The organism is Microcoleus sp. N9_A2 (genome assembly GCF_036701775.1).
Classification (GTDB): domain Bacteria; phylum Cyanobacteriota; class Cyanobacteriia; order Cyanobacteriales; family Microcoleaceae; genus Microcoleus.
Genome location: NZ_JAUBRH010000028.1, coordinates 39,811 through 56,479, shown reverse-complemented (window position 1 = coordinate 56,479; position 16,669 = coordinate 39,811). Strand labels below are relative to the sequence as shown.

Below are 16,669 nucleotides of genomic sequence, written 5' to 3'. Positions count from 1 at the left end.
GATGCAGTTGAGACTGGGATTGTTCCAGTTCTTCTTGAGTTTTGTAATGTTGAGACTGCGATCGCTTTAATTTTCTCTTAGTTTCATGGTGTTGACCTTGAGATATTTCCAGTTCTCCCCTTGTCTGCAACAACTGAGACAGAGATATCCCTAATGATGACTCTGTGTCTTGCAACTGAGATTGGGATTGTTTTAAGAGACTCTCGGTTTCGTCCACTTGGCACTTAGTTTGTTCTATTTCTCTATGGTTATGTTGCAGTTGAGATTGGGATTGTTCTAATTCAACTTGAGTTTGGTAAAATTGATCTTGTAATAGTTCTAATAAACCCTCAGTTTGATGCAGTTGAGACTGCGATTGTTCTAATTCAGTTTGAGCTTGATGCAGTTGAGACTGCGATTGTTCTAACAAACCCTCAGTCTGATGCAGTTGAGACTGCGATTGTTCTAACAAACCCTCAGTCTGATGCAGTTGAGACTGAGATTGTTCTAACAAACCCTCAGTCTGATGCAGTTGAGACTGAGATTGTTCTAACAAACCCTCAGTCTGATGCAGTTGAGACTGCGATTGTTCTAACAAACCCTCAGTCTGATGCAGTTGAGACTGCGATTGTTCTAACAAACCCTCAGTCTGTTGCAGTTGAGACTGGAAGTGTGCCAATAAACTCTCAGTCTGATGCAGTTGAGATTGAGATTGTTCTAATAAACCCTCGGTTTCTTGCAGTTGAGATTGCGATTTTTCTAATGAACTCTCGGTTTCTTGCAGTTGAGATTGCGATTTTTCTAATGAACTCTCAGCTTGTTGCACTTGAGACTGCAATGGCTTCAGTTGAGAGTCTAGTTCTTGATTTTCTTTTTCCAGCTTGCGGGCATTTACCCAGTCTTGAAAAGCCCAGAATCTGTAAACCGATGGTTCGATCAGTTCGCGCCAAGAGAAATCTGGTGTCTCCTGCGCTTGCCATGCTCTAGCATCGAGTTCCTGGTACATTTTTATCGCTTCAGGAAAATAATGTTCGATCAAGCTAGGTCTATAACTATCCCGTCCTTGAGAACGCAGCAAGGATGGGTCGTAAATGGTTGATGCTGGAGCAATCAAATTAGTATGAAATTTTTGATTTATTGCCTGAATATATAATTCTTTGTTGTTGACGAGTGTCGAAAGATTAACCAACAGACAGCGACTGGAAGAGTGGTTATAAAAATTAAGAATTTTTTTGTTGTAGTGAAGCCAGATTTTTACCGCTAATTCAGGCTGACTTTGAAATAAAGGATCGTATCGCCGATACAGAGAATCAATCACTTCCCAAGGTGAACGATAAAGAAGTAAAAAGTTAGCTTCTGGCAGCATTTTTGCCCAGAAATCTAAAAAAAGAGTCGTCCGCGGTTCCTTCCATCCCCAAATAGCACTTAGTGAGTTTTGGGAAACAATTTTTTTTGCTTCTTCTACAAAACGATCTTCAACTTCTATGTTTTCCTGCAATGTCCAACCATCTGGATCGATCCCTTGCGATTGCAGCACTGAGCGGTGAAACTGCCAAAAGTCAAAACTTTCAAAATACCCCTTCCGATTTCCCTCATCTGGATATAACATTACGCTGCGACCAATATGCAAACCAGCACTTTGCAGCAAGGATGCTACCAAGGAACTCCCCGAGCGGTGCATACTGACGATCGCCAAAATATCCGATTTTTCCTTGCTATGATTGTTCATATTTTGTGTCAACTCCTATTATGTAAACTTATTTTTCAAATGCCGTGTACTTTTTAACAAACCTGTGAAAGTTTAAATCTCCATTTAAATCTACATCATAAGAAAACGATATAATAAACTATCAATCAAATAACTAACCCACATCTGCCTACTCTGTGTGCAATTCATGTTTGTTAAACAATTTGAGATGAATTGCACGACGATAGTAAAATATTGCCCTTTCCAGGCTCCCTAATTTAACCATTGCTTCAGCTAAATCTGAATAAACAATAGCTAAATTTTCATCCAATAAAAGAGAATGATTGTAGCAGGATATTCCTTCTTCTAAATAACCCATTTTTATCAATACTTGACCTAACCTATGATATGCTAAAGGATTAACTGGTTCTAGTTCTAAGGCTTTCTTGTGACTCAATAGTGATTCTTGTTGGTCAAATAATTGATTCAGAACATCTATATCTGAGTTAATGCTGTGTACATCGGGTTGAAATTTTTCGTCAGCCCAACCTGGGTAATAATGATCGAATTGCGATTGAGTTTGCTTAAGTACAAATCGACATATCTCTTTCACTGAGTGCACTTGGTTAACTTGAAGCTGTAAAGCATCTTTTTCTGATTGAAGTTTCTGAAGTTGAGCATTAACTTCTTCACTTTGAATCGTAGATTGCTGAAGTTGAATTTGTAAGTTTTGTACCTGTACTTGAGTTTCATCAAGAAGAACAAACTTTTGCCTTAATCCTTCTACATAAGGACGAGACTGATACAAGTTAGTTAAGTAGGAGTAGAGTTCATCCTTTCCCATTTTATGTTTAACGCCTAATCGCGTAGAAGCGATTTGCCATTGAGTTTCAAAATCTGCAACTTCAGCATCGTCTCTGAGCCTAAAAATATCTTCCATTTTCCGGTAATATTCCATATCTTCAGGCAATGCTCCTGGATACTCACCTTGGCTATACTGATTTTTATTTCCATAAAAGAAAAACTCAAGACCGAGATAGATAGAGTAGTAAGAAGCTGTTGACCAGATATTAGATGTCGCATATTTTTTACCACCACAATAATTTATAAAATTCGTTAAGTAAGAGTCGCTATAAGACTGTTCATATAATTGCCAGAAAAAACTTTGATTATTCACAATTTGTTGATAATAGGTAATAACATCGGGAATACAGGATATTACTATAAATCCTTTCTCTTCAAAAGGGAGGTGCAGACCTAGAGATATATCATAGGGATGGAAACAAGCCGATATCGGATGGAATTTATCGGGTAATGCTTGCAGTTGACGAGCGTACTCCTCAAAGTTTTCTAGGGCTGGACAACAAGGAGTTGAATGAGCAGGAAATGCAATTGTTCCTTCCCTTTTCAAAGGCAATGATGGATTTAATTGATCGGCCAAGTATATAAAAGGAGCGCCTAAAACGTGAATTGTCTGGGGTGGCAGATGGTGTCTTTTTATATTCATTTCCTTGACCTCTTCATTCCACACCCAATAGTCAAATAAATACTCGTTGGTTACTTCAAAAAGATTATAGTATCCCCCGCCTCCATGCTGGATGACTAAAGGCAACGGTGATTCTTGGGGATATCCACAGTAATTTTTTATAATAGCGGAGTGACCGTAGAATCGATTGAGACCTAACTTATTGATTTCCATTTAAGATATGCTCTTGGGATTTAACTTAATTAATATCAACTTTTGAGGCAATCCCATGTTACAGGTGTACCCCTTTTAATATCCCGCTTAACAGCTTGCCCTAGCAGAATATCATAATATTTGGGTGGCAACCCTAACCCTGGACGAATAGCTCTGACATTATCAGTGGTCAACATCTCCCCGGCTTTTATATCCTGTACCACATACAGACTTCGCCGAAACATCCTAGAGGCTCCCTCAGCCTGAGTTGACCCATAGTGAATCTTACCCCGTGCTTGCCAAGATCGTTCAGATTCTACCACCAGTTGCGCCATTTCCGCCGGTTCCATCGAGAAGGTGGAGTCAACGCCACCATCGGCACGGGATAGGGTAAAGTGCTTCTCGATCACTGTAGCACCCAGAGCGACACTGGCAACGGCTGCCCCCACTCCCATGGTGTGGTCAGATAGACCCACTTGTACGCCAAACAGTTCCCGCAGGTGGGGAATGGTCAGGAGGTTGCTGTTTTCTGGGGTAGCGGGATAGGTACTGGTGCATTTGAGTAATACTAAGTCCTGACATCCCGCGTCCCGGGCAGTACGCACGGTTTCATCCAGTTCGGCAATGGTGGCCATGCCTGTGGATATGATCATGGGTTTACCTGTGTTGGCAACTTTGCGGATGAGGGGGATATCAGTGTTCTCAAAAGAGGCAATTTTGTAGCAGGGGACGTTCAGGGATTCTAGGAAATCAACGGCGGTTTCGTCAAAGGGGGTGCTGAAGCCGATGATGCCGAGTTCTTGGCAGCGTTGGAAAATAGGTTGGTGCCACTCCCAGGGGGTGTAGGCTTGTTGGTAGAGTTGGTATAGGGATTGACCAGACCAGAGGGAGTTGCCGGCGTTGATAAAAAACTCACCTTCTTTTAGGTCTAGGGTCATCGTCTCGGCGGTGTAAGTCTGAAGCTTTAGTGCGTGAACCCCTGTTTTTGCGGCTGCTTCAACGATTTCTAATGCTCTTTCTAAGGATTGATTGTGGTTGCCGGACATTTCGGCGATGATGAAGGGTGCAAAGCGAGAACCAACTGAACGATTAAAAATTTGTATATTCATTGCAACAGTAATTAAAGGTTTACATGAATCATATAATAATTCTCAGGTAGTGGAGTTATTTTTTTGAATGATAAGTAAAAAAAAATGAGAAATTTTAATATAACAGTTACATTGATTCATCTTTCAACTGTCAGAGAGAATGGTAAGCGAAAGACGCTGACTGTTTGTAAGCCCTGTGGATATAAGGATGGGGAATAGTCTTCCTTGAAGCCTAAACGTAAAAAAACTGCCCGTGATGCCACATTTTGGGCTTTTACCTCGGCTCGGACGTAGGTGGGTTGAATATTTTTCAGGAGTTCCATCCCCAGACGGACAAGATGTGTTGCCCAACCTCGACCCCTTACCAATATATCCAAAGAGTAGTTAACTACGGCTTCTTCACCCTGGATATCAAAACGAATCTGTCCTACAGGCAGATCATTGGCTTCTAATAAGCCTAGATAACAGTTAGGGTCTGTAAGTTTACGCTGAAACCAAGATTGATGACTTTCCCAGGAAATTGGATCACTGTGGAAAGAGTTGTGACGCACTTCTGGCTCGTTAACCCAGTCATAGTAGAGTGGAGAATCTTCAGCCTCTGCCAGTCGTAATCTGAGAGAATCGATAGAGGTGGGTTTTAGTAACTCGACGACTCGTTTTGTTCCCAGTCCATCGACTTGCAAGCGAGCTTTCGCAGACATTTCCTTGACACGGGAGGGATTGCTCAGCAGAGAAGCGATCGCTACTCGTAATCCTTCAACATCTACTATAGCCGAAGTTCCCAGATATCCGATCACCCCTTCTTCGTTACACGCTTCACAAGCCGCCACCTGATTCTCAGCAATACTCACCACCAGGGTAGGGAGTCCCAAACACAGGCGTTCCCAAGTCGTTGTTCCCCCTGCTCCTATAGACAAGTCTGCCTGAGCCATCAAGTCAGCTAAATGAGGACGGGAATAATGTAACACGGTATGCTCTCTCTCGGCAGCCTGCCGTTCAATTTCCCGCCGATAGGGATTCATCACGCCCATCACCACATCCACCGCTAACTCCCTAAACTCTAGTGCCGACAGAGCTTCCAGTGCCTTCCCGGTCATATTTTGGGAGTCAGTCCCGCCAAAAAACACCAGCACTCGCCTCACATTCCCAGTCCGAGGCAATTGGGTTTGACGATAAGCCCCATACTCCCTGCCTAACAACCCATAGCGAGATCCCAGGAGTAAGCGACAGGATTGGGCGACTAATCCCCCATAGCGAGATTTTCCCTCTCGGCTGTAGTTTTGGTCAAGCAGGATATCACAGTCATGGCAACGGTTCGCCAGGTCATCAACGGCTAAAATTTGATGCACTTGGGGACGCAAAATCCCTTGCCAGGTCTTATCAAGCCCATAGTGGTCTACAATCAGCCAGTCAGGTTTTTGACTCGTCAGTGCCTCAAGGGTTTCCGCTGCATCGGTTTCTTGGGCAACCCCTAGCCATGCTGCGTAGTTTTCTCCACTCTCATGGAAATCCTGATTTTCTGGAGAGGGCAGCACTGTGACAGGAAAGGCGACTTGGCTGAGGAGGTGAATGAGATTCCCCTCTAGGTTTCGACAGATGAATTGAACATCGGCCCCTCGCTGGCGGAGTTCCTCTGCCAATGTCCGACATCGGATTAGATGTCCTGTGCCAATTTGCTGAGATGAATCGACGCGAAAAATGACCTGCATTGACTGACTCCTAACAGCTACAAAAATCAGGTTATATAGCAATCCTAAATCGTTTGTGAACACATCGGGCTTCACCCATCCTGAGTAGGTTGGTATTAATTCAGATGTGACTTCTAAATTTTTGTGAATCATTTATGATTGCTATAGTACCGTCAGTTATTCCTGAAGCAACAATGGCATGTGAGGGGTTCAACATAGGGATGCCTCGCAATACTGGATAAACCAAGCCAGTGTCCTTAGACTCAAACACATCACCTATATCTGATAGTTTTGTACGAGTTAAAGGACAAGACCAGAATATTTCGACAGTAGAATTGACAGTTGTAGCTTTTTCCAGTATCAACAGTCCACTAGGATTAACAGGATTAGATGTAAAATCCAGTAATTTGTAGTCTGTCACTACAGCGCCTAATTTAGTTGCCACATCTTTGAGTCCCCGAATATAGCCATGGAAACGCATACGTTCTTGAGCTTCTGCAGAAGCCAGCTCGTAAATGGGCTCAATTAATACTACTGCATGGCGAGCGACTCTAAGTAACTCTTTAATAGCTTTCTCTTCTTGACCACCATTAGGTTCTAAGGAATGAGAAGTGTAAACAATATCAATGCTCTCATCTGCCAGAGGTATGTTAAACATATCTGCTACAAATAAAGATGCCTGTATCTGTTTCTCTGAGAGATAGCGCAAGCCATGGGCAACTCTTGACCAGCTTAAATCAAAACCAAGACAATAGTCTGGGAGATGAGAAAGTTGTGCAAGTACACCACGCAAGGTGGTCGCCTCACCACAACCAACTTCCAACAATGTAAATTGTTTTTTGTCTTTAATTAATGGGTTGATAATGCTCGCCACTTGGTGACACCAACGTTCTTGAAATTCTGGATTATTTTTAACCGCAGAAATGTAGGAGCCTGCTTGCAAATCATACGAAATTAGCGTAGCAATTAAAGAGTTTTCCGAGTCGCCAAGGATTTCCCTAGCACACGCCATAGCATTGTCACCGCGCTGATAGGCTAGTCTCATTTTTTGAATGAGCGTTCTCAATCTATCTGTATTTCCTGTGTTACTTATCACCGTATATACCTCGGTTAAATACTATTCACTCTAGAAAAAGGACAAATGTGTTCGCAGTGGATGAAACAATACCTCGATTACTCGATTATAAAAAATCATAGTCGGACGTTTAATCCCAGACCGTTTAAAAAATGCTTGGCTTCCAAAGGAGTCTGCTGAGTAAAGTGGAAAATACTAGCAGCAGCAACTGCCGAGGCTCTTCCTTCTACCAAAACTGAAGCCATATCTTGATAACTACCAGCCCCCCCCGATGCAATAACTGGAATCGAGACTGCATGACTAACATTTTTTGTCAACTCTGTATCATAACCTGTCATCGTTCCATCCTGCTCAATGGATGTCAAGAGGATTTCCCCAGCCCCCAAAGATTCCACTTCCTTTGCCCACATTACTGGGTCTTTCCCCGTGGGTTGAGTTCCAGCATGAGTAAATACTTCATAAGTGCCATTTGAGTGTTTCTTGACATCAATTGAAATCACAACACACTGAGAACCAAACTGTTGGGCTGCTAGCTGAATCAGGTCTGGATTTTGTACGGCGGCGGTATTGATAGCAACTTTATCAGCACCAACTTGCAATAAGCGTCTGACATCTGCTACTGACTGAACTCCTCCCCCGACTGTCAGAGGCATAAAACATTCATCGGCAATTTCATCAACTGTCTCAAAATCAGGAGGATGCCCATCTGGAGTTGCACTAATGTCTAAAAATACCAATTCATCCACTTCGCGCAGATTATAAACTTTGACAGCCTGCATAACGCTGCCAATTCGCCGCCAGCTATTAAACTGAACGCTCTTAACTAGACCAAAGTTTTTAAACATTAACGTGGGCATTACGCGGATTTTGAGCATAAAACTTTAAAGGGCGAGAAAGTTTCTGAGGACATGGAATCCTAAACGTTGGCTTTTTTCCGGGTGAAACTGGACACCAAATATATTGTCTTTGTTTACGGCAGAGACAAAGTTACCACAGTAGGGGGTATGAGCGATCGCCTCTTGCGAATGTTGACATAAAAAGTGATAGCTATGGACAAAATAAAAATCTTTACCCGTAGTAATTCCCTCAAACAAGGGTGAAGGTTTATTAAAAATCACTTCATTCCAGCCAACATGGGGAATGCGAATATCCGGTGTATCAGATTCTAACCGTTTAACTTCTCCCTCAATCCAGCCTAGCCCTTGAGTTTCTCCTCCTTCGAGACCCTTTTTTGCTAAAAGCTGCATCCCTAAGCAAATGCCCAAAAAAGGGATACCTTGATTGATGACTTGTTCCCGTAAGATTTCATTTAAGCCGGAAGCACTGAGATGCTTCATCCCAGTAGAAAAAGCTCCAACACCAGGAAGAATAATATAGTGGGCTTCCTCAAAATCCTCCGCTTTGTTGCTAATCAGAGGGTCGCCCCCACATTCTTGCACCGCGCGTGCCACAGAATCTAGATTGCCCATTCCGTAGTCCGTAATTACTACCTTTTTCATATAGATTACTTAATCCAGATTATCGTAGTTAATCTTGGTCAGATTGCCGTCCTTATCTTTTACGAGATTTCCACGAGAATCACAAACAAATAACTTCTTGTTTGTGAAGCGATCGCAAATGTGGATAAACTCATCTAAAGTCATATCAACGTCTTTCAAGATTTCCTCAATATGACAACCAAGATATACCCAAGGAAACTTACCATCGTGCATTCTTAGTAACTTAATAGCATCTTGTCTCGACAATCGCCCCCTCCGAATATGCAAACAAGCTAGGTCACTTGCCCGCCCAAAGCCATATTTCAAGAATTTGAAATAATCATGAATTCCCGTTTGATAATTGTCAAGATTTTCGTAATTAACCAAAGAACCTTCTACTGGTTTGTGATAAGTCTCAAAACCGTGAGCTTGTGCATACAGAGCATTCTGATAACCATCCCACGGCAAGTAGTAACCTAAAAACAAGCCAGTTAATCCTACCCTTTGCAAATCTTCATCTGAAGGATAACTATATTGAATCAGATGTTTTCGTTCAATTCCTTCCTGGCTAATCAAATCAGAAACCCGCAGTCCTAACAATCCTCCAAACTCTTCCAACCATCTTCTGGTCAGTGTATTGTTTTCTGTGGCACTAGCAGGCCCCCCATATTCATTCTGAGGATTTTCTCCCCAAATGATTAAAGGAATATTGAATTGTACAGCAATCCGCACAGGAATAGTAAAGATAACAACGTGTTCAGGCCAAGAAATATCACCAATCTGAGTTAGGGCTAACTTATTAATGGTTCGTCGCACTGATGGGTTAACTGTCACCTCAATGTAGTCAACTCCCAAGTTTTTCAAGTTCTCAATATTACGCCTTCCAATATCCGACAATTTATCTGTTGTGGAAGTTACACATAGAGGATTCATGCCAAGTTCCAGCATCCTGATTACTTGAAAATGGCTATCCTTGCCACCACTAACTGGAACAATACAGTCGTAGTTACTTCCATCTTTTGACCGATAGCGATCAAGTACCTTTAGTAACTCTTGTTTTCGAGATTCCCAATCAACCGCTTGCCGCTTCTCCATATTACGGCAGGCACTACAAATTCCCTCTTCATCAATGAACAAATCGGGCTTAGTTTCTGGCATCACGCAACAATTACAATATCGAATCATTGAAGTATCTCCTTTAGGAAGTTTTTTCTAGTAAGAACCAAGTTAAATCGTCTTGAGGAAAGTGGATATCCCGGTGATAGACGAATCCATAATCCAAAAGTTGCAAATTTTTAAACCGATCCAGCAGTTCCCCTGCAAAATCTCGCTTAAATAACTTGCCTTGATGACCCCTGTAAGTTATCTCAACAGGAGTAGGATTATAGTATTCAACAAGACAAATATAGCGATCGCTGCTTTCGTACAATCGATCATAAACTTGTTCTAAACAATTAGGGTTAATATGAATTAGTACCCCTTTGATTAGTACAAAATCCCAAACCCGTATTGGGTTGAAATCCAAAATTGATTGAGGGTAGATTTCTAACTCCATCCCTTCTATTTTTCTGAGTTCTTGAACTGCTAAATTGTTAATCTCAACCGCAGATACTTCTAACTCAGGCAATAGCTTTTTTATGGCTTCTATATTGAGTCCTCTATTGGCTCCAAATTCAATCAATGAATTTATTTTTTGAGTGTGAGAAAAAATTTTACTGAATAAGGCTAAGTTCCGAGCAATTAAGCTATCTCCTTGATTCCGATGAGTATATTCATCACCAAACCCCTGGCTCCAAAATTTTTCCTGTTCTGTCACGAAATTCACATCTTCGGGTTGTGTTGATTTATTTATCATAGTTTTTTTGACTTACATGACTATTAATAATGTACCACTCTGGATGCTTTTTTAGTAAACTCAAGCAATCTTCTAACGTAAAATTAGGTTTTTTCGGATAAATTTCTTCGATTATTTTCTGAATCAACTCAAAATCTTCGGGCGTATCTACTGTCCATCGATGGTGACTACAATCTTCAGAGTAAATAACATGACCCAAACGATATCGTGCTGGTTGTCGGTGAATAAACGGAGTTACGTGCTCGCGATCTGATGGTGCTGTCGCTTCCAAAAAAGCCTGTTGCAATGTTGAAAAAGAAAACACTTCAGTATCCATCCCTCTGGGATAAGTTCTTTCTAAGGAGTTAGAAACATAATCATAGTTGGATTGATTTTTAAGATATAAATTAATCACCTCATCAATAACTTTAGGGTCAATTAAAGGACAGTCGGAAGTTACCCGAACCACTATATCTACTTTGTGTTCCGTAGCTGCTTGATAATATCTTCCTAACACATCTTCTTCCGAACCCCGAAAGTAAGCAACAGCAAGACGGTTACATAATTCAACAATGGCTTCATCTGTTTCATTAGTGGTAGTAGCAATGACTATTTCATTTGCCAGCTTCACTCGTTGTAGTCTTTCAATCTGGTATTCGAGCAAAGGTTTTCCCAATACCTGCTTAAGTACCTTTCCAGGTAAACGGGTAGATGTAATTCTTGCTTGAACGATAATCACAGTTTTCATGTAAAAATATCTCTAAGAACAGCTACAACTCGCTCTTGGTTTGCTTTTGTTAAGCTAGAGTACATTGGAAGACTAATAGCTTCTTGATAATATTTTTCTGCTTGGGGAAAATCAGCAACTTTAAAACCTAAGTTTTGATAATAAGGTTGAATATGTACAGGAATATAGTGCAAATTTACTCCTATTTTGGCTGCTCGTAATTCCTCAAATACTTGTCGATGAGTTTTACCAATTTTATCTAGCTTCAGCCGAATTACATACAGATGCCAACTCGACTCAGTATCAGGATGTTGCCAAGGTAAAACTAAGGGAAAATCCTGCAACAAGCTATTATAACCTTCTGCCAACAGCCTACGACACGACACAAACTCATCTAGCCTTTGCATCTGACTCGCGCCCAATGCTGCCTGAATGTCCGTCATCCGGTAGTTGAATCCCAACTCTAGCTGCTGGTAGTACCACAACCCGTGAGACTCACCTCTCATTAACTCGGGGTTGCGGGTAATCCCATGTGTCCGCAACCGAATCAGCTTTTCGTATAAATCTGCTCGATTGGTCACTACCATTCCCCCTTCCCCTGTGGTGATAATTTTTACAGGATGGAAGCTGAACACGCCTATATCGGAAAATAAACAACTTCCGACAGGATTATCCTGATATCTAGCCCCAATAGCATGAGACGCATCCTCCAGAATAGTAAAACCATACTTTCGTGACAGGGCTAAAATCCGTTCCATCTCGCAAGACTGTCCCGCAAAATGAACGGGAACCACCACTTTCGGCAGTTTTCCCTCTAGTTCAGCATGAGTGAGTTTCTGCTCTAGCACTTCCATGCTGAGATTGTAAGTATGGGGGTCAATATCGACAAAATCGACATCTGCACCACAGTATAACCCACAGTTGGCTGAGGCTACAAAGGTATTCGTAGAAGTCCAGAGGACATCGCCTGCACTTAAACCTGCTGCCAAGCAAGCTATGTGCAAACCGGCCGTTGCACTGGAAACCGCCACTGCATACTTAGCCCCACAATACTCAGCGACTGATTTCTCAAATCTTTCTATCGCCGGGCCTTGAGTAATCCAGTCCGAGCGCAACACCTCAACCACAGCATCAATATCGGCTTGAGATATATCTTGGCGACCATAGGGGATAAACTCATTCATGGCTTGAGCATCTCTAATAACTGGGTCGCAGTCAACCATTCTTGATTTACATCTGAACTATAAACAAAATCTGGAGCCACAGAAATCCCCTGCTCCCCTAAAGCATTAGTAGCATAATCAAGGCTATAGGAATATTCAATGGTGGGCGTAATTACATAATGGTCATCAAATTCTAAAGTTAAGTGGGAGGACTCAACGGGACACATGACTTCATGGAGTTTTTCACCCGGTCTAATGCCCACAGTTTTATGAGGGACACCAGGTGCTAGAGCTTCTGCCATATCGGTCATTTTCATAGAAGGGATTTTAGGGACAAAAATTTCTCCTCCTTGCATCCTCGTAAAATTCTTGAGGACGAAATCAATGCCTTGATTGAGGGTAATCCAAAACCGAGTCATCCGTGGGTCTGTAATTGGGATTTCAGTCGCGCCCTCTTGAATCAATTTCTGGAAAAAAGGGACAACCGAACCCCTTGATCCCAAAACATTACCATAGCGAACAACAGAAAAGCGAGTTTTCCGATCTCCAGCGAGGTTATTGGCTGCAACAAATAATTTATCTGCGGCTAGTTTTGTCGCTCCATAAAGGTTAATGGGATTAACGGCTTTATCGGTAGATAGAGCAATCACTTTGTCAACCCCTTGTTCCAGAGCCACATTAATGACGTTATCCGCCCCATTAATGTTGGTCTTAATGCACTCCATTGGATTGTATTCTGCTACGGGAATGTGCTTAAGTGCGGCGGCATGGATGACATAATCGACTTCTCGCATAGCCAGTGCTAAACGTTTTTCATCCCTGACATCTCCTATGAAGTAACGCATTAACAGAGAGTCGAACTTTTGGGCCATCTCAAACTGCTTGAGTTCATCCCGTGAATACACAATGATTTTTTTAGGTTGATACTGACTCAGAAGAGTTTCAACACATTTTTTGCCAAATGAACCTGTACCGCCCGTAATCAAAATTGTTTTATCGTTAAACATTGAACTCCTTTTTAGGTTCATAGACAATTAACTAATCAAAAGAACCAGCAAGCCAGTTTCCTCTCTCTAATTAGAGCCAGAGCATCACCATAAGAAGAAATTGCCTTCTTTAGCTAGCCTGATTTCATCAATAGTCCTCCTTAAACATAATACACCTCCCCGTTCACTAACTCTAACTCAGGACGGTAACAATCTATAAACAGTTCCTGATATCCTACTTTTAACAAGGTCTTTACTAAAAGGCAGAACTGACACCAGTGGGGACGATCGCACAATCCTCCGCCTCCTGCTCCTGCAACATCAGATATATCGCCTCCACATACTCCTGGATTTACCTCTACTTCACTACAGTAGGGTTAGTTAATAACATATTCTACTTTTGTCATTTGTCCGAAGTCAACTCAACAACACGGCGGTAATAAGATATTGCTTCTTCAAGCCGGCCGAGTTTTGCCAAACTTTCCCCTAAGTCATAGTAAATCTCGGCAACATCAGGGTTTAACTCAACCGCATGGCGGTAACAAGATACCGCTTCCTCGTATTTACCCAGTTTCAATAAGGCATCCCCTAAATTGCGGTAAGGCCAAGGCAAGTCAGGAGCTAGGGAAATGCCTTGGCCGTAGATAGCGGTAGCATCCTCCCATTGTTCCAGCTTTAGCAGAGCTTCCCCTAAATGGTAGTAACACCAAGGGGTGTCAGGGTTTAGCTCAATAACGCGCTGGTAAGCGGTAACAGCTTCTTCCCATTTTTCTAGTTTGAGGCAAGCTTCCCCTAAACAGTTGTAAGACCAAGGGAAATCTGGGTTGAGTTCAATAACGCGCTGATAAGTGGCAACAGCTTCTTCCCATTTTTCTAGCTTGAGAAAAGCTTGGCCTAAATTGTACCCAGACCAAAAGAAATCTGGATTAAGTTCGCTGGCGTGACTGTAGGCTGCGGCGGCTTCCTCCCATTGTTCTAATTTGAAAAGAGCATCACCTAAGCTGTGGTGTGAGCTGAAGAAATTGGGGTTGAGTTCAATAGCACGGCGGTAGGCAACAGCAGCTTCTTCCCATTGTTCTAGTTTTAAACGAACGTCCCCTAGGCTGTAGTAAGACCAAGGAAAATTTGGGTTTAGTTCAGTAGCTCGTTCGCAGGCAAGGGCAGCTTCTTCCCATTTTTCCTGTTCTAGCAGAACCTTGGCTAAATTGTAATGATACAAAAATAAATCAGGAGCGTGCTTCAAAGCTGACTGATAAGCGCCTACGGCTTCATCTAAAAGTCCTTTCTCTTGAAATAAATCTCCTAACTTATTGTGAGCATCAGATAAGTCGGGCTGGATTACAATGGCTTTTTGATAGTGGACTATAGCTTCTTCCCACTGACCGCAGGATTTCAATATTTCCCCTAATTTGTAGTGAGATGCAGCGAAATTCTGGTTTAAATGAATGGCGCGACGGTGACAGATAATTGCCCGTTCCGGCTTATTTTTATCTAACAGAATATTGCCTAAGTTGAAGTATTCAAAAGCTGTAGCTTTTTCCGGTTCGAGGGCCAAGGCCAAATATATGCACTCTGCTGCTTCTTCTGGCTTCCCAGTTTGCGACAAAACTTTGGCAAAGTTACGATAAAGTCCAGGTAAGTTGGGCTGAATGGCGATCGCTTTTTGATAACAGGTAATCGCTTCTGGCCACTGCTGCTGTTGAGCGTACATAGTGCCAAGGTTCGCTAAAGCTGTCGCAAAATTAGGATTGATTTCTAGGGCTTTATTGTACCAATACTTGGCCTCGTCGATTTGCCCGAGAGTTTGGAAGAGATTTCCCCAATTTTTGCACGTCGATGCGTCATTGAGTTGACATTGGGCTGCGTAGAATTCGCACAGTTGATTTAATTTAACTACTGTATCCTTTTGAAATTGTTGTAGTTGATTTTGGTAAGCGCGATTTTGAGACTTAGCCTGTTGGAGTTCTCCTATAATTTGCTGGTACTGATCTTGCAAGTTCTCCAATTGGCTTTGAGTTTTATCCACTGGTACATCAAATTTTTCCCACTCCCCCTGAGTGTGATGAAGTTGAGATAGAATATTGTTAACATACATTTCACTTGGGGGCAATTCATAATCAGAATTTACTACTTTCATAATGCTAACTAATTTAATGTATTATTTTGATTTATTGACCTAGTTAGTTAGTTGAATAAGTTTTTAATTCCCAATCGGCAATTATTGGCCCCTAGTCGTTATGGGACAAACTACTGCCACAAGGATTTTTTAGGAGTCTACCACAACTTTGGGGGAATTTTGCCCGATCGCCCCCAATGAACTCCCAACGAACTCAAGCCGTTGCCTTCCCAAGGATATCAGACTTCAGCCCTCTGAGGATGTTCCCGCAAAACCATGTATTATATATGGGCGATCGCCCCCTTGCCCTAAGCCATCGAGCTTAACAATAGATATTACCCCAAACATCAACACACGAAGACGATCGCACTCAAGCGATCGACATTCCCCGCGCGATCGGGTAAACTAGAAAGGTCGATCGGGTTCCACCTCTGTAGTGAGGAGTCACATCCCAACTCGCAAGACAAAACAATAAATTATGGATCTGTACGCAAAAAGAAGAGAAATAGCTTCTCAATACTTGAAAGGTGAGGGAATTGAGGTGGGCCCGCTGAACGCTCCTCTAGAAGTTCCTGCTGAGGTTAAAGTTCATTACATAGATCGGATGCCCGTAGAAGAATTAAGGAGACACTACCCGGAGCTAGCTGGGGTCAACCTCGCAGAGGTTGATATTATAGATGACGGTGAAACTCTTGCAGGCACACCAGATAACTCGTGGGATTTTGTCATTGCCAATCACATGATAGAACACTGTCAAAATCCGATCGGCGCTTTGGAAAACTTTTTGAGAGTTGTCAAACCGGGAGGAATTGTGTACATGGGCGTACCCGACAAGCGCTATATATTCGATCGCGATCGGCCCCTGACTTCACTCGACCACCTAATTCGGGACTACAAAGAAGGGCCGGAATGGTCAAGACTATCTCATTTTGAGGAATATGTCAGATTAGTCGAAAAATTTCCCGAACCGCAGGTAGCCTCTCGCGTACAGGCTTTACTAGATATAGATTACAGCATTCATTACCACGTCTGGACGCCAGAGACTTTCTCTGAGTTAATTCAATACTTTCAGCAAAATCTATCAGTAGGTTTGGAGGTAGAACTATTTCAAGAAAATTGTGGTGAATTTATTTGTATTTTCCGAAAAATATTGCACGTTTAAAAATAACA

At 42.2% G+C, this 16,669-nt stretch carries 14 protein-coding genes; 1 reads left to right on the top strand and 13 read right to left on the bottom strand.

Annotated features, from left to right (window positions below; translation table 11 throughout):
• The 13 genes from QUA44_RS17255 to QUA44_RS17195 all read right to left on the bottom strand — a co-directional run.
• A partial coding sequence (locus QUA44_RS17255; RefSeq protein ID WP_333309808.1) for a sulfotransferase occupies positions 1-1,708 on the bottom strand: 1,708 nt, incomplete at its 3' end.
• 148 nt (positions 1,709-1,856) lie between these two features.
• Positions 1,857-3,365, bottom strand: a complete 1,509-nt coding sequence (locus QUA44_RS17250) for a hypothetical protein (RefSeq protein ID WP_333252636.1) — start codon at positions 3,363-3,365, stop codon at positions 1,857-1,859.
• Between the two features lie 35 nt (positions 3,366-3,400).
• Positions 3,401-4,453, bottom strand: coding sequence for a pseudaminic acid synthase (gene pseI / locus QUA44_RS17245; RefSeq protein ID WP_333252634.1), 1,053 nt, complete (start codon positions 4,451-4,453; stop codon positions 3,401-3,403).
• 116 nt (positions 4,454-4,569) lie between these two features.
• Positions 4,570-6,273 (bottom strand): UDP-2,4-diacetamido-2,4,6-trideoxy-beta-L-altropyranose hydrolase, encoded by a 1,704-nt coding sequence (gene pseG, locus QUA44_RS17240; protein ID WP_333252632.1) that lies wholly within the window; start codon positions 6,271-6,273, stop codon positions 4,570-4,572.
• Complete coding sequence (locus QUA44_RS17235; RefSeq protein WP_333276632.1) at positions 6,242-7,165, bottom strand: methyltransferase domain-containing protein; 924 nt, start codon at positions 7,163-7,165, stop codon at positions 6,242-6,244. Before QUA44_RS17235 ends, pseG begins: the two co-directional genes overlap by 32 nt.
• Positions 7,166-7,311: 146 nt before the next feature.
• A complete protein-coding gene (wbuZ, locus tag QUA44_RS17230) occupies positions 7,312-8,070 on the bottom strand; it encodes a glycosyl amidation-associated protein WbuZ (RefSeq protein WP_333252627.1) in 759 nt (252 codons plus the stop codon).
• A gap of 6 nt (positions 8,071-8,076) precedes the next feature.
• Positions 8,077-8,694 carry an imidazole glycerol phosphate synthase subunit HisH gene (gene hisH, locus QUA44_RS17225; RefSeq protein ID WP_333252625.1) on the bottom strand — a complete coding sequence of 206 codons (618 nt, stop codon included), beginning with the start codon at positions 8,692-8,694 and terminating at the stop codon, positions 8,077-8,079.
• A gap of 9 nt (positions 8,695-8,703) precedes the next feature.
• Complete coding sequence (locus QUA44_RS17220; protein WP_333252623.1) at positions 8,704-9,858, bottom strand: N-acetyl sugar amidotransferase; 1,155 nt, start codon at positions 9,856-9,858, stop codon at positions 8,704-8,706.
• A gap of 13 nt (positions 9,859-9,871) precedes the next feature.
• Positions 9,872-10,528, bottom strand: a complete 657-nt coding sequence (locus QUA44_RS17215; protein WP_333252620.1) for a pseudaminic acid biosynthesis-associated methylase — start codon at positions 10,526-10,528, stop codon at positions 9,872-9,874.
• Positions 10,518-11,255, bottom strand: a complete 738-nt coding sequence (locus QUA44_RS17210) for a glycosyltransferase family protein (RefSeq protein ID WP_333252618.1) — start codon at positions 11,253-11,255, stop codon at positions 10,518-10,520. The genes QUA44_RS17215 and QUA44_RS17210 overlap by 11 nt, the downstream gene beginning before the upstream one ends.
• Positions 11,252-12,457, bottom strand: coding sequence for a UDP-4-amino-4,6-dideoxy-N-acetyl-beta-L-altrosamine transaminase (gene pseC / locus QUA44_RS17205; protein ID WP_333252616.1), 1,206 nt, complete (start codon positions 12,455-12,457; stop codon positions 11,252-11,254). Before pseC ends, QUA44_RS17210 begins: the two co-directional genes overlap by 4 nt.
• Positions 12,415-13,404 (bottom strand): UDP-N-acetylglucosamine 4,6-dehydratase (inverting), encoded by a 990-nt coding sequence (gene pseB, locus QUA44_RS17200; RefSeq protein ID WP_333252614.1) that lies wholly within the window; start codon positions 13,402-13,404, stop codon positions 12,415-12,417. The genes pseC and pseB overlap by 43 nt, the downstream gene beginning before the upstream one ends.
• A gap of 382 nt (positions 13,405-13,786) precedes the next feature.
• Positions 13,787-15,520, bottom strand: coding sequence for a tetratricopeptide repeat protein (locus QUA44_RS17195; RefSeq protein WP_333252612.1), 1,734 nt, complete (start codon positions 15,518-15,520; stop codon positions 13,787-13,789).
• A 457-nt stretch (positions 15,521-15,977) separates the two neighbouring features.
• Here QUA44_RS17195 and QUA44_RS17190 point away from each other — a divergent pair, with 457 nt between their 5' ends.
• On the top strand, positions 15,978-16,661 hold the full coding sequence (locus tag QUA44_RS17190) for a methyltransferase domain-containing protein (RefSeq protein WP_333252610.1): 684 nt from the start codon (positions 15,978-15,980) through the stop codon (positions 16,659-16,661).
• The last annotated feature ends 8 nt before the right edge of the window (positions 16,662-16,669 follow it).

What these genes read in the sequence shown, in the direction of transcription:
- QUA44_RS17250 (WP_333252636.1), bottom strand. Translation starts at nt 3,365, where the DNA reads ATGGAAATCAATAAGTTAGGTCTCAATCGATTCTACGGTCACTCCGCT.
- pseI (WP_333252634.1), bottom strand. Translation starts at nt 4,453, where the DNA reads ATGAATATACAAATTTTTAATCGTTCAGTTGGTTCTCGCTTTGCACCC.
- pseG (WP_333252632.1), bottom strand. Translation starts at nt 6,273, where the DNA reads ATGATTCACAAAAATTTAGAAGTCACATCTGAATTAATACCAACCTAC.
- QUA44_RS17235 (WP_333276632.1), bottom strand. Translation starts at nt 7,165, where the DNA reads ATGAGACTAGCCTATCAGCGCGGTGACAATGCTATGGCGTGTGCTAGG.
- wbuZ (WP_333252627.1), bottom strand. Translation starts at nt 8,070, where the DNA reads ATGCTCAAAATCCGCGTAATGCCCACGTTAATGTTTAAAAACTTTGGT.
- hisH (WP_333252625.1), bottom strand. Translation starts at nt 8,694, where the DNA reads ATGAAAAAGGTAGTAATTACGGACTACGGAATGGGCAATCTAGATTCT.
- QUA44_RS17220 (WP_333252623.1), bottom strand. Translation starts at nt 9,858, where the DNA reads ATGATTCGATATTGTAATTGTTGCGTGATGCCAGAAACTAAGCCCGAT.
- QUA44_RS17215 (WP_333252620.1), bottom strand. Translation starts at nt 10,528, where the DNA reads ATGATAAATAAATCAACACAACCCGAAGATGTGAATTTCGTGACAGAA.
- QUA44_RS17210 (WP_333252618.1), bottom strand. Translation starts at nt 11,255, where the DNA reads ATGAAAACTGTGATTATCGTTCAAGCAAGAATTACATCTACCCGTTTA.
- pseC (WP_333252616.1), bottom strand. Translation starts at nt 12,457, where the DNA reads ATGGTTGACTGCGACCCAGTTATTAGAGATGCTCAAGCCATGAATGAG.
- pseB (WP_333252614.1), bottom strand. Translation starts at nt 13,404, where the DNA reads ATGTTTAACGATAAAACAATTTTGATTACGGGCGGTACAGGTTCATTT.
- QUA44_RS17195 (WP_333252612.1), bottom strand. Translation starts at nt 15,520, where the DNA reads ATGAAAGTAGTAAATTCTGATTATGAATTGCCCCCAAGTGAAATGTAT.
- QUA44_RS17190 (WP_333252610.1), top strand. Translation starts at nt 15,978, where the DNA reads ATGGATCTGTACGCAAAAAGAAGAGAAATAGCTTCTCAATACTTGAAA.